Origin of the sequence: Acinetobacter sp. WCHA39 (assembly GCF_002165385.1) — a bacterium.
Taxonomy (GTDB): Bacteria; Pseudomonadota; Gammaproteobacteria; order Pseudomonadales; family Moraxellaceae; genus Acinetobacter.
Genome location: NZ_NHRP01000003.1, coordinates 121193 through 135427, shown reverse-complemented (window position 1 = coordinate 135427; position 14235 = coordinate 121193). Strand labels below are relative to the sequence as shown.

Annotated in this window: 12 protein-coding genes; 9 read left to right on the top strand and 3 right to left on the bottom strand. The window is 38.8% G+C overall.

Translation table 11 applies throughout. The features are described from left to right. The first annotated feature begins 198 nt into the window (after positions 1-198). Complete coding sequence (locus tag CDG56_RS02560) at positions 199-1827, top strand: inorganic phosphate transporter (RefSeq protein ID WP_087546844.1); 1629 nt, start codon at positions 199-201, stop codon at positions 1825-1827. 510 nt (positions 1828-2337) lie between these two features. Here the strand turns inward: CDG56_RS02560 and CDG56_RS02555 are convergent. Together CDG56_RS02555 and radA are read right to left on the bottom strand one after the other, a co-directional pair. Next, the gene (locus tag CDG56_RS02555; RefSeq protein ID WP_087546843.1) at positions 2338-3318 is read right to left on the bottom strand and encodes a Tim44 domain-containing protein; all 981 of its coding nucleotides are present in this window, start codon (positions 3316-3318) and stop codon (positions 2338-2340) included. A gap of 82 nt (positions 3319-3400) precedes the next feature. Then, on the bottom strand, positions 3401-4792 hold the full coding sequence (gene radA / locus CDG56_RS02550; protein WP_087546842.1) for a DNA repair protein RadA: 1392 nt from the start codon (positions 4790-4792) through the stop codon (positions 3401-3403). Between the two features lie 352 nt (positions 4793-5144). On the opposite strand from radA, the gene CDG56_RS02545 reads away from it, so the two are divergent. From CDG56_RS02545 to CDG56_RS02520, 6 genes are all read left to right on the top strand, one after another. Continuing rightward, a complete protein-coding gene (locus CDG56_RS02545) occupies positions 5145-6638 on the top strand; it encodes an alanine/glycine:cation symporter family protein (protein WP_005161364.1) in 1494 nt (497 codons plus the stop codon). Positions 6639-6949: 311 nt separating this feature from the next. Continuing rightward, on the top strand, positions 6950-8362 hold the full coding sequence (locus CDG56_RS02540; RefSeq protein WP_005161361.1) for an amino acid permease: 1413 nt from the start codon (positions 6950-6952) through the stop codon (positions 8360-8362). 143 nt (positions 8363-8505) lie between these two features. Continuing rightward, positions 8506-8733, top strand: coding sequence for an LPS translocon maturation chaperone LptM (gene lptM, locus CDG56_RS02535; RefSeq protein ID WP_087546841.1), 228 nt, complete (start codon positions 8506-8508; stop codon positions 8731-8733). Between the two features lie 22 nt (positions 8734-8755). Then, a complete protein-coding gene (gene lysA / locus CDG56_RS02530) occupies positions 8756-10006 on the top strand; it encodes a diaminopimelate decarboxylase (RefSeq protein ID WP_087545833.1) in 1251 nt (416 codons plus the stop codon). A 6-nt stretch (positions 10007-10012) separates the two neighbouring features. Further along, positions 10013-10867 (top strand): diaminopimelate epimerase, encoded by an 855-nt coding sequence (gene dapF / locus CDG56_RS02525; protein ID WP_087546840.1) that lies wholly within the window; start codon positions 10013-10015, stop codon positions 10865-10867. Between the two features lie 71 nt (positions 10868-10938). Continuing rightward, positions 10939-11541 carry an alpha/beta fold hydrolase gene (locus tag CDG56_RS02520; RefSeq protein ID WP_087545830.1) on the top strand — a complete coding sequence of 201 codons (603 nt, stop codon included), beginning with the start codon at positions 10939-10941 and terminating at the stop codon, positions 11539-11541. 58 nt (positions 11542-11599) lie between these two features. Here the strand turns inward: CDG56_RS02520 and CDG56_RS02515 are convergent, their stop codons facing one another. After that, entirely contained in the window at positions 11600-12214 is a 615-nt protein-coding gene (locus tag CDG56_RS02515; protein ID WP_087546839.1) for a LysE family translocator, read from the bottom strand. Between the two features lie 160 nt (positions 12215-12374). Here CDG56_RS02515 and xerA point away from each other — a divergent pair, with 160 nt between their 5' ends. Then, positions 12375-13265, top strand: a complete 891-nt coding sequence (xerA, locus tag CDG56_RS02510; protein ID WP_162620868.1) for a site-specific tyrosine recombinase/integron integrase — start codon at positions 12375-12377, stop codon at positions 13263-13265. Next, positions 13258-13839, top strand: a complete 582-nt coding sequence (locus CDG56_RS02505; RefSeq protein ID WP_087536381.1) for an HD domain-containing protein — start codon at positions 13258-13260, stop codon at positions 13837-13839. The genes xerA and CDG56_RS02505 overlap by 8 nt, the downstream gene beginning before the upstream one ends. The last annotated feature ends 396 nt before the right edge of the window (positions 13840-14235 follow it).

The following is a 14235-nucleotide window of genomic DNA, read 5'->3' as shown; positions in this document are numbered from 1 at the left end:
GTTTTATTGAACTTATTTTTAATTAAGATATTGTTTTTGTTATATAAAAATAAAAATAATCTTGGTTTGAATCAAAAAAAACATAAAAAAATATAAGAAAAATATGAAAATTTGGCTTCATATGACAGTCCTTTGTCATATAATTGTCATAATTTAATTAAACAATACAGAGGATTTTATTATCCTCTTGCCGTCTACATGAATTCTAATCTTCCTCCTGTTTCGGATTCACCGCTTGCCAGTTCTACGGCAAAATCGACGAATGTACATGTTCCTACACCGAAATTTTTTATGCCGGTGTTTTTAACAATTATTATTGCAACACTTATTTATATTGGTTTTCAGGTGAGTGCTGACTTAGCGCATGTACCACCTTTGAGTTTATATTCAGTTATTCTTCTATCTACGGCACTTTTCATTGCTTTAGGCTTTGAGTTTGTCAATGGTTTCCACGATACAGCCAATGCGGTTGCCACCGTGATTTATACCAATGCATTACCTGCACCTGTTGCAGTGATGTGGGCTGGTTTCTGTAACTTCCTTGGGGTTATGGTTGCGAGTGGTGCTGTTGCGTACGGTATTATTGCTTTACTTCCTGTTGAACTGATTATGAATGTCGGTAGTGGGGCTGGTTTTGCAATGGTATTTGCTTTGTTAATTGCAGCCATTCTTTGGAACTTAGGGACTTGGTTCCTTGGTATCCCAGCATCAAGCTCTCATACCTTAATCGGCTCGATTTTAGGTGTGGGGATCATGAACCATTTCTTAAATGCTTCAACTGGTGCAACCAGTGGCATTGATATGGATCAAGTCATTAAAGTGGGTAAGGCATTATTATTCTCACCTTTAATCGGTTTTGCTTTCGCAGCAATTGTATTCTTGTTGGTTAAAAAAATTTTTAAACGCCAATTAGAACTTTTTCAACCACCAGAAGGTAATAAGCCACCACCACCTCTCATCCGTGCAATTTTGATTTTTACATGTACGGGCGTGAGCTTTGCACATGGTTCTAATGATGGTCAAAAGGGCATGGGTTTAATCATGTTGATCTTGATCGGTTTAGTGCCATTAGCATATTCACTAAACAAAAGCTTAGATGCAAATCATCTTCAATCATTTGAAAAGCTTTCAAGTCAAACAGCTGCTGTGTTGAATGTAAATCAAAATGAATTATCTGATGAGAAAGCGCGTGCTGTACTCACTAAATATATTCAAACCAAAGAGCAAACACCTGAAGTTGTTCCAGCACTTGCAAGTATGACGGAACATTTAGGAACACGCGTTGCAAATTATGGTGATCTTAAAACTATTCCTGAGACCGCTGTAAGCGAAATCCGTAATGATATGTATTTAAGTACCACAACTTTCAAGCGATTAGATAAAGCGAAAGCTTTGCCAGAAATGGATAAAGACCAAGCCAAAGTGGTAAAAGAATACCGTAGTAATCTTGATTCATTCCTGCAATATATTCCAAATTGGGTTAAAGTTGCGGTGGCACTTGCGCTTGGCTTAGGTACGATGGTGGGGTGGAAGCGTATTGTTGTGACTGTCGGCGAGCGTATTGGTAAGAACCATATGACTTATGGTCAAGGGATGTCTGCTGAACTTGTTGCAATGACAACGATTGCTGCTGCTGATGGTTTAGGTATGCCAGTTTCAACAACTCACGTTCTAAACAGTGCTGTTGCAGGGACGATGGTTGCCAACAAGTCTGGGCTGAACTTCGCGACAGTGAAAACAATCCTTTCTGCATGGATATTTACCTTACCAGCGACGATTTGTTTATCTGGTGGTTTATACTGGTTATTCTTACAGTTTGTATCATGATTTGATTTACTTTAAAGCCAAATCATGTAAAAGCTTTGCCTCGGCAAAGCTTTTTTTATGGGTCATAAAATAGCGATAGATATGGACACAAACCAAGAATATTAGGCTCTAACTCAAGTCAATCTGTTCTAATTTGAATGCCTGAATGCCTGAATGCCTGAATGCCTGAATGCCTGAATGCCTGAATGCCTGAATGCCTGAATGCCTGAATGCCTGAAGTAATGATTGTTCCTAAATAAGCGAAGAAGATCTACGTGAACCTATTACAAAAAGTTTTATTCCCCAAACGAGGAATATTTTTATTCTTGATTATCCGCTAAGATAACTGAGATATACAGTTTACTTAACTGCCTGTTTAGATATATTTAAAAATATAGGCAATCGAAATTAGGGTTTACACTCCGCCATTCTCCAAAATAGAGAGTGGCTTTTTTTATTTCTATCTCTAAATATCGAAAAAAAAGAGCTGTCGAAACAGCTCTTTACATGTATTACGTGAGTTCAATTCAATTAAGCTTGTTGAATTCCAGCAACAACCCAATCTTGTTGCGAGCCAGTAGGCTTAACAAAATGCCAAATTTCGGTGAAAGGTTGCGGCAGGCTGTTTAAATCTTCACTTACAGTTCCTGTAAAACGCACGCTGACAACATATTGACCATTTTCAGTTGCAGTGTCTGCCACCATTGCATTCAGGTTACTAAATTCAGCAACATCCTGATCCTGATTTGCCATGATGTCCTGATACATTGAATTAAAAAGCTCAGGTGTTAAATAACGGCGAATTTCTTCAACATTACTTGCACTATTCACCGATTGAATATGATTAAAACGCTGACGAGCTACACGTAAGAACGCAGCGGGTTCAGTACCATCAGGGAGTTGATTGCCACTACTCATTGATGCTCCGCCAAATGCTGCTTGAGGAGCAGCCGTACCGCCACCGACAGATTGACCAAAGATATTGGTGTTGTCACCAGCCGTTTGACGCATAGTTGGTTGTGGGCTTACAGGACGGCCAAAGTTGTTTTGACCGTTATTATTTGGAGCATATGGATTAGCTGCGGCTAATTTTTTTTTTGCGCCTAATTTGCGGAATACAAAGAAGGCGATAGCAGCTGCAAGAAGAACCCAAAGCCAGCTAGGAATGCCGCCTTTTTCTTCTTGTTGAGCTTGTTCAGCAGCTTGTTGTTCTGTTGCAGTTGGATTCTTATCATCAGCAAGCGCATTTGCAGCAACTGCACCTACAGCAGCACCTGCTACACCAGCAGCAACCATAGAACCTACGCCTGGACCTGATTTTTGAGTCGTCGTAGTTTTAGTTGTAGGTTGTTGGTACGATTGAGTTGTAGTTGGCTGAGATTGAGTCGTCGTTGTTGAACGAGTCATACCATGACTTTTGCCACCGCCCGCACGTTTAGCTTCTGCAACTGGTGCTGCGACCAAAGTTGCCATCAATAAAGCTGCCATCAAGCCACGCTGGTGTACTTGCATCGAAAATTCCTATTTAATTCCAAGATGTAAGTGTATTTATGAAGGTATTCGTTGATAATTTCAACTAAAAAAGTATGTTTTTTTATGTCAACTCGTCACTCAATTGCATTGCTTCAGTGAGAGCTTCATGTAAGCGTGCAACGGCAATGATTTGAACGCCATCAATAGTTTTTTGCGGTGCATTAGCTCTTGGTAAAATGATATATTTAAAGCCATGCTTGGTCGCTTCTTTTAATCTTTCTTGACCATTCGGTACAGGACGAATCTCACCAGATAGTCCAACCTCACCAAAAACTGCCAATTGTTGTGGCAGGGCTTTACCTCTTAAACTTGATGCACAAGCCAATAAAACCGCAAGATCAGAGCCAGTCTCGGTAATCTTTAAACCACCCACTACATTGACATAAACATCTTGTCCTGAGGTTTGTACACCACCATGACGATGCATCACTGCAAGTAACATATTCAAACGGTTTTGCTCTAAGCCAAGTGCCACTCGACGTGGCTGCCCGTGTGCATCATCAACTAAGGCTTGAACTTCGACCAGGAGAGGGCGCGTTCCTTCACGGCTGATCATGACAATTGAACCCGGAATCGCTTCATCATAACGACTGAGAAAAATTGCAGATGGATTGGCAACTTCCCGAAGTCCTTTGTCGGTCATGGCAAAGACACCAAGTTCATTCACTGCTCCGAAACGGTTTTTCACGGCACGAATCATACGATATCGAGAATCCGACTGACCTTCGAAATACAGTACGCAATCCACCATATGTTCAAGCACACGTGGTCCAGCTAAAGCACCTTCTTTAGTTACATGCCCCACGATAAATAACGCTGTTCCGCTATTTTTAGCAAAACGAGTAAGTAAGGCAGCAGACTCACGGATTTGTGAAACTCCACCTGGAGCAGATTGCAGAGTTTCTGTATATAGGGTTTGAATTGAGTCAAGAATGGCCACAGCAGGACGCTCTTGCGCGAGAACTTCACAAATACGTTCCACGCAAGTTTCAGCCATAACTCTGAGTTGGTCTGTAGGCAGATCTAAACGTTGAGCACGTAAGGCAACTTGTGAAAGTGATTCTTCACCTGTGACATAAAGAGCTGAACTTTTCTTACTAGCCATGTGAGTTGCGGTTTGCAATAAAATTGTTGATTTACCAATACCAGGATCACCACCAATCAGTACAACAGAGCCTGTAACCAAACCGCCACCGAGTACACGATCGAATTCACTGATCCCTGTTTGCAGACGAGTTTCATGTGAAATTGAGATTTGATTAAGGGTTGTGATATTAGCACTTTGACCAGCATAACCACCGCCCATTTTAGGCTGAGCTCTATGACTAACTGTTGGTTCCAGTCGAACTTCTACTAGGCTATTCCATTCGCCACACTCAGAACATTGACCAGCCCATTTAGAATGATCTGCACCACATTGTTCACATCGATAAACAGTTTTAATTTTTGCCATATATAAAATTGAAAATTTGCGATAAATTAGTTAAAAAGTAGAGTAATTACGGAAAAGATCAATATCGTTCATTTTCTTGATAAGGAATTAAGATTAAACGGTGTTTTCGTAATTGACTGGTTAAAGGGAAGTGCTCAGAAAAATAACACGATATAAGACTTTTACAAGTAAGATATAGTAGGTTTTTGAGTCGAAAATTCTTTAAATTCACTTTTTTCCACGGAAGGTCTTTGAGCATTTGCTCATTTGTTGTCATAAGAATTATATTGAATGGCATAAATATTGCTGGTGCTCAGACAAATGAAAATGTATCAATTGATATATTTTTAAATTATACAAAAGGTTGATGTTTATGAGTGCAGCAGAAATTGTTGATTGGATAAATGGTATTATTTGGAGCAAAGCTCTGATCTATTTATGTTTAGGTGCAGGTTTATTTTTCTCCGTCCTAACAAGGTTTGTTCAAGTTCGTCAGATCAAAGATATGATAAGCCTCCTCATTAAAGGAGGCTCATCGGCACAAGGTATTTCTTCTTTTCAAGCACTCGCTGTTTCACTCTCAGGTCGTGTTGGTGTAGGTAATATTGCAGGTGTAGCAGCAGCAATTGGTTTTGGTGGGCCAGGTGCGGTCTTCTGGATGTGGCTTGTTGCATTTTTAGGAGCGAGTACTGCTTATGTTGAATCAACCTTAGGTCAAATTTATAAAGTTGAATATCAAGGACAATATCGTGGTGGACCCGCTTTTTATTTTGATAAAGGACTAGGTCAGCGTTGGTTGGGTATTTTATTTGCGATTGCCGCGATCATTTCATGTGGTTTGTTTTTACCCGGTATTCAAGCAAATGCAGTAGGTAATGCTTTCACACAAATCACAGGTGAAGGTGCAATTGTTTTTGGAAATGTCGGCACTTATAAACTACTCGCTTTAGTTGTGATTGTAACACTACTTGCAGTCATCATTTTTGGTGGTATCAAACGTATTGCAAAATTCGCTGAATTTGTAGTGCCGTTTATGGCGGCTGGCTATATTGTAATGGCATTAATTATTGTCTTTATCAATATCGATAAGTTACCTGGTGTGATTTCCTTAATTTTCGCTGATGCCTTTTCTCCTATGGCAGGTCTTGGTGCTGCAATTGGTTGGGGAGTAAAACGTGGCGTGTATTCTAACGAAGCAGGTCAGGGTACAGGACCACATGCCGCTGCCGCAGCTGAGGTAGAGCATCCTGCTCAACAAGGTTTAGTACAAGCATTCTCAATTTATATCGATACTTTATTTGTTTGCTCTGCTACTGCATTTATGATTCTTATTACTGGAATGTACAATGTTCAAGGTACTCTAGAAGCAGGTCAATTTATTGTACAAAATGTTGCCGCCACGGCTGAAATTGGCTCTCCTGCGTTTACTCAAATGGCAGTAAGTACAGTATTTGGTGGTTTTGGACAAATCTTTGTTGCATTAGCTGTATTCTTCTTCGCATTTACAACGATTGTTGCGTATTACTATATCGCTGAAACCAATATTACTTATTTAAGTTATATTACTAAAACTCCATCTTTATTATTTATCACCAAATGCTTCATCATTCTTTCTGTTTCATATGGTGTAATCAGTGCAACAGGTTATATTTGGGGAATTGGAGATATCGGTGTAGGTTTAATGGCTTGGATTAATATCATTGGTATTATTGTGACTTACTTCATTTGGAAACCAACGATTAAAGCGTTGAGAGATTATGAACAGCAGCAAAAAGCGGGTGTTAAAGAGTTTACTTTTGATCCAGTAAAACTTGGTATTCGTAATGCTACGTTCTGGGAAGATCGTATTAAGAATAAACAAAACTAATATCATAATAAATTAAAGTAAATATCTAGATATAAAGGCAGCCTTCAGAGGCTGCTTTTTTATTGCCTAATTTTTAAGCTATTGAAAAATATAGAGTCAAAAAAGTGCATTGAGTTGGTACATCCTTGTGCGTATGATCAGATCCATTTGTATTTAACTTGAAATGTTGAGTTGTACAGACAGAAAATTGGCTAGCTAAAACATCATCAAAGCAATTTACAATGCAAGAAGATGCCATTAAATGGTGCGAATTGTCATTTTGATTTGAGCATTAGCTAACGAACGAAAAATACTTGAGAGTTTTTGTAAAAATGTCGAATCAAAATTTAGGTGAGGCCAACGAGCAAAGTGAGCTTCACCGTAGTCTATCTAATCGACATCTTCAACTGATTGCAATTGGTGGAGCAATCGGAACGGGATTGTTTATGGGGTCAGGCAAAACCATTAGTTTAGCTGGACCATCTATTTTATTCATTTATGGCTTGATCGGTATCATGGTGTTTTTCGTCATGCGTGCTTTAGGTGAATTACTCTTATCGAATTTAAAGTATAAATCTTTTATTGATTTATCCACTGATTTAATCGGTCCTTGGGCGGGTTATTTTGTTGGATGGACGTATTGGCTATGTTGGGTCACGATTGGTATTGCCGACCTATCAGCCATTATTTACTATCTTGAATTTTTCAATGGGGGTGAGTCATTTACTCCATTGGGCGGATTGTTGATTAGTAGTGTTGCGATTCTATTTGTACTTGGGTTGAACCTTGTCACCGTAAAATTATTCGGTGAAATGGAATTCTGGTTTGCAATGGTTAAAATCACAGCAATTATTGTCTTGATCGCCGTTGGTTTATGGATGATCTTTACGGGGTTCACTAATGCTGCGGGTACAACGGCGAGTATTAGCAACTTGTGGACACATGGTGGTATGTTCCCTAAAGGGTTAGATGGCTTCCTCGCAGGCTTCCAAATTGCAATTTTCGCCTTTGTCGGTGTAGAGTTGGTCGGTACAACCGCTGCTGAAACACAAGATCCACAACGTAACTTACCGAAAGCGATTAACTCAATTCCAATTCGTATCATTATTTTCTACGTATTGGCATTGTTCGTGGTGATGTGTGTAACACCTTGGGATCAAATTAACCCTAAAGTCAGCCCATTCGTAAACATCTTCTCACAAGCAGGTATTGCTTCTGCGGCGATTATTATGAATTTGGTGGTGTTATCTTCAGTGATGTCATCAATGAATAGTGGTGTATTTTCGACCAGTCGTATGCTATTTGGTTTATCAACGGATAAGCAAGCACCAAAATTATTTGGTAAATTGTCTAAATCTGCCGTTCCTTCAAAAGCATTGGTTTTCTCATCAATCTGTATCTTTATTGGTGCATTTGTACAGTTCATTTATAAAGTACAGACGGGAACCAATGATGAAGTGACAGCGTTTACTCTAGCAACCACTTTATCAACCATCCTGTTTATCTGTGTGTGGATTGTGATTATGTGGAGTTACATTAACTACCGCAAAAATAGACCTGAACTGCATGCACAATCAACATTTAAACTGCCAGGTGGTGTGTTTACTTGTTGGGTGGTTATTTTATTCTTCCTTGCAACGATTTATTTCCTTGCTTTGGACGAAACCACTTTAGAGTCACTTAAAGTCAGCCCAATCTGGTTTGTTATTTTGGCAATCGGTTATTTCTTAAATAAAAAGAAGTAAGCAGTTAAAGAAGTAATTGACATGAACGTCGACATCTAAGTCGGCGTTTTTTTATGGATATTGTTTTATTCCTTCAAGTTTAGACTTTAGCCAATCTGATGATCACGTTATACTGCTCCGAATTGTAAAAGTTAGGTGCTCAGATGCGTCAAGTCATTTGTTCGATCGGTTTATTATTCAGTAGTGTGGTACTTACTGCATGTGGTCAGTCAGGGGCATTGCAATTACCTTCTGATATCAATCATGACAAACGTGCAAAATACCTGCTTTATAAAAATGAAACCTCTCAGGCTAAAACGTCATCTGATGATGTGAAAGCTGAAAACCAAGCAGCAACATCTTCAAAAGTATCACAGACAACCTCACCTTAAGTTTGTAAATAAGGACATCTTCATGAGTTTCACTCGCATTAATGGAGTATTGCATGCTGAGCAATGTTCATTAGATCAGCTCGCACAGCAATTTGGCACGCCTTTATATGTTTACTCAAAATCTACATTTGAGAAGCATTATTTAGATATGCATCGTGCTTTTGATTTTATTGATCATCAAATCTGTTTTGCAGTGAAGTCAAACTCAAATATCGCTGTTCTGAATGTATTAGCAAAACTTGGTGCAGGTTTTGATATTGTGACGGGTGGGGAACTAGCACGTGTTCTCGCAGCAGGTGGTGAACCTTCAAAAATTGTATTTTCTGGTTTAGGTAAATCTGAAGCTGACATTGAAAAGGCTTTGACCGTAGGTATTGCATGTTTCAATGTTGAATCACATGCTGAGCTGGATCGGATCCAAAAAGTAGCGGCGAAACTTGGTAAAAAAGCTCCGATTTCTCTGCGTGTTAATCCAGATGTCGATGCGAAAACTCATCCCTATATCTCAACAGGTTTGAAAGAAAACAAGTTTGGTATTCCAAGTGATACAGTCAATGAGACTTATCAATATGCGGCGTCATTACCAAATCTTGAGATTGTCGGTATTGACTGCCACATCGGTTCGCAATTGACAGAAACCAAGCCTTTTGTTGATGCGCTTGATCGGGTCATTGTGATGATTGAACAGTTGAAAGGTCTGGGCATCAACCTCAAACATATTGATATTGGTGGTGGTCTAGGCGTTTGTTATAAAGATGAAACACCACCAAGTGTTGCCGAATATGCCAATGCCATGCGTCCAGCTTTGGAAAAACTGGGCCTAAAAGTCTATATGGAACCAGGGCGTAGTATTTCTGCCAATGCAGGTGTATTACTCACTAAGGTAGATTTACTCAAGCCGACGAATCACCGTAACTTTGCCATTATTGACGCAGCGATGAATGACTTAATTCGCCCAGCTTTATATGAAGCTTGGATGGATATTCAATCGGTGAATCCGAATGCTGATGTTGAAGTAAAAACTTGGGATTTAGTTGGTGCAATTTGTGAAACAGGTGATTTCTTGGGTAAAGAGCGTGATTTAGCACTTCAAGAAAATGATGTCCTTGCTGTATTAGGTGCAGGTGCCTACGGTTTTGTAATGAGCTCGAATTACAACACCCGTGGTCGTGCTGCCGAAGTTATGGTCAGTGGTGATCAAGCCTATTTAATTCGTGAACGTGAAACCATAGAATCACTTTGGGAAAAAGAACGTTTATTGCCTGAGGAGTAAATTGAGATGTATTTAGAATTTACCAAAATGCATGGTTTGGGCAATGATTTTATGGTCGTTGACCTGATCACGCAGCGGGCTTATTTAGATACTTTAACCATTCAACGTTTAGCCGATCGTCATTTTGGTGTGGGTTTCGATCAACTTTTGATTGTTGAACCACCTGATTTTCCTGATGTTGATTTTAAATATCGAATTTTTAATGCTGATGGTTCGGAAGTAGAACAATGTGGTAATGGTGTACGTTGTTTCGCTCGCTTTGTACATGAGCGTCAATTGACGACCAAAACTAAAATTCGTGTACAAACTAAAGCGGGTATTGTTGAGCCTGAATTGGGTGCCAATGGGTGGGTTCGTGTAAATATGGGACCACCAAAATTTCTTCCAGAAGAAATTCCATTTCTTACCCAAGAACATGAAGATATTGAAGGCTTATACGCACTAGAACTTGCAAACAATCAAACTATCAATATTGATGTTGTGAACATGGGGAATCCTCATGCTGTGACTATCGTACCTGATGTATTAACTGCTGATGTTGAGCGTATTGGCCCACAAGTAGAATCACATACACGGTTCCCTTCACGGGTGAATGCTGGATTTATGCAGATCATTGATGAAAAGCATATTCGTTTACGTGTGTTTGAACGTGGTGTCGGCGAGACTTTAGCCTGTGGTACAGGGGCTTGTGCAGCAGCGGTGAGTGGTATGCGCCGTGGTTTACTTGCCAATGAAGTTGAAGTTCAGCTTGCAGGTGGTAAGTTGCATATCGCTTGGCGTGAAGGTGATGTGGTTTGGATGACAGGTCCAACCACGCATGTCTACGATGCGCGATTGGATTTACGATATTTCCAAGGTTAATCTTGGAATCAGTAGACATTCCTAAATGGAGTGTCTACATGAAGAGAAAATTATAATTTCAAAGGATAACAATGAATCATTTAGTTTTTCTTGCAGGTGCGTCTGGAAATACTCAATTTTGGAATCCTTTAGTTGCCAAACTTCCAGAAGCCTACACCAAACAAATAATTCATTATCCAGGCTTTCATGGTGTGGCAACTGATCCAGAGATTAACAATTTTGATGATCTGAGCAATTATGTCGTTGCACAGATTGAGCAACCTTCTATTCTCATCGCTCAATCCATGGGTGGGATTTTTGCAATTGCTGCGACCTTACAGAAAACTGATTTGGTTAAAGGTCTCGTATTGATTGCAACTTCAGGTGGAATCAATTTAGATCGATTTCAGGTGCAAGATTGGCGTCAGCTTTATCGACAGGAATATTTGGAATCCCCTGATTGGTTTGTGACGACAAAGGTCGATTATGAGGAATTTCTATCTACGATAGAGGTGGAAACATTACTCATTTGGGGCGATCAAGATTCAGTTAGCCCAATCGAAGTTGGGCAATATTTAAATCAGATACTTAAAAAATCAAAACTTTATATTGTCGAGGGTGGTGATCATGGGCTGGCAAAGCAGGATGCAGATGAAGTGGCAATACAAATAAATGCCTATTTAAAAATGATTTAGACCATGATTAAAACGTATAAAAAGCGTGCTGTGATACCAGCACGCTTTTTTTTATGACTTATCGCTTACTCAATGCTAGTTTCAGTGCAAACAAGATAAAAATACTTCCTGTGACGCGATCCATATATCGAATAAATTTAGGTTGCTTTAAATAAGCGGAAATGGACTGCATCGCAGCAATTAGAAAAATTGACCAGATCAATCCGATTACGACATGTATCATCACAAGACTCAATGTCCAAATTACTGGAGATGCAGACTGTGGAATAAACTGTGGCAAAAAGGAAATATAGAAAATACCGACTTTGGGATTGAGTAAATTTCCCCAAAAACCTTTCATAAACCAATTTTGCCTTGTCACTGCTGAATTATTTAAACTCGCAAGTTTGCTACGAGGTTTTAAAAGTAGATTAAGTCCTAACCATGTCAGGTAAATTGCCCCGATCCATTTCAAAGCATTAAAAGCAAGATCCGAAGTCATCAACAATGCACCTAAGCCACAGGCCACGATCACTCCCCACACAATACAACCTAGATTAATTCCTAAAGCTGCTTGAAATGCTTTCATTTTACCTTCAAGTGTTGCGGTACGGATGATGAGTGTTGTATCTAGACCAGGAGTAATCGTAAGAATTGAGATTGCAATGAGATAAGGGATAAGCAACATTGACATGGTGATGGCGCTACAAAAAACTTGAAATATATTGTATTACACAGCTATATATACTTTGAGATTTGTTTAAAGATAAATCAGAAGAAAATTTGTTAAAATACAAGTTGGTCGATATTCCAAGATGGAGAGAAATTTGGAAACTCCTATAAAACTTCTTTCCATGTGGTTAAAAGAACGCATTATTCAAAATCAATCGGAACATACGATTGCAGCATATCAACGTGATTTAACCGATTTTTTAAATTTTTGTGAATACAAAAAGCTACGATTGGAAGATGTCGAAGCATCTGATTTAAGAGAATACTTGGCTGCACGAGTTGAGCAAGATCAATTGAGTTCGAGTAGTCTGCAACGCCATTTAACATCAATTCGTCAGTTTATGAAGTGGGCTGAGCAAGGTCAGTATCTACAACAAAATCCATCTGAAGACTTTCGATTAAAGCGCCAGCCGCGTCCTTTGCCAGGGATGATTGATATTGAAACAGTGAATCAGATTCTAGATCAGGCAGCGCCCGAGAAGCCGATCGAACAACAATTATGGCTACGTGATAAAGCAATGCTTGAACTTCTTTATTCCAGTGGATTGCGCTTAGCCGAATTACAAGGGTTAAAGATTAAGGATATTGATTTTAATCGACAATTGTTGCGTATAACGGGTAAAGGCAATAAAACGAGAGTTGTGCCGTTTGGAAGCAAGGCAAAACAAGGCTTGATTGAATGGCTTAAAGTTTACCGAATTTGGCAAGGAAATTTTACTGCCGAATCAGCAGTTTTCATCTCACAACGAGGAAATACATTACAACCTCGTCAAATTGAAAATCGCGTTAAATTGCAAGCACAAAGAGCAGGTGTTAATGTCGATGTACATCCGCATTTATTACGCCATTGTTTTGCCAGCCATATGCTTTCAGCAAGCGGTGATTTACGCTCAGTTCAGGAGATGTTAGGACACAGTAATTTATCAACGACCCAAATTTATACCCATGTTGATTTTGATCAATTAGCAAAAGTCTATGATCAAGCCCATCCGCGAGCACAAAAAAATGAGTGAACAACAAGAAACAGCTTTATCGTTGGATAATGAAGTATTTATTCAGTGTGCGAATTATATTGAGAAGATTTTATTTCAATATCAAACAATAATAGGTGCAGACTATCAAGGTTATTTGAATCATTGTAAGCGTGTGGCTGTTTGTTGTTTAATCCTAGCCCAAGATGAGTGCCAACAAACCCGTGATAAAATTGCAATTGCTGTTGCCTTTCATGATATTGGTATTTGGACAGCAAAAACGATTGATTACATTCAACCCTCTGTGCAGCAGATGAGGCAATATCTTGAAATCAATCAACTATCTGATTGGCAAAATGAACTAACTTTAATGATTACGGAGCATCACAAGCTAACAACTACCGAATGTGATCAATATCCTTTAGTTGAGCATTTTAGAAAGGCTGATTATGCCGATTTTTCATTAGGATTATTACGTTCAAATATTCCCTTTCAAACTTTTAAATATTTAACGCAACAATATCCGAATTGTGGTTTTCATAAGAATTTGATGTTTCTTGGGTTTAAACGTTTTTTGCATAAGCCATGGAGTCCATTACCAATGTTTAAATGGTAATTGCGGTATTCTTTTTTGAGTAAAATTAGATCATAAACAATACATGATGTTGCAAACTTGAATGTTTAATAACCGACTGTTTTTTTATTTGTATTCGCAATTTATTGAACAAACATTCTTACTTTATTGCCAAGTTTTTGCAAAATGTAAATTGGATTAAGATTTATCAGAAATGATCGGTTACAGATCTTTTGTACGTGTTTTTATATAACCATTTTAGGTGGTTGAATTATATAAAATATTAGCTAAATCAAACTCTAATATAAGTGCTGAAAGTATAATAATATTTATATGCTGAATAACCTGCCAAAATTAGTGAACTGAGCATTTCATCTTTTTTACAGTCATAGCGAAAATTGTGACTTGACCGAAATGCCAAATACATTGCAAGATAGG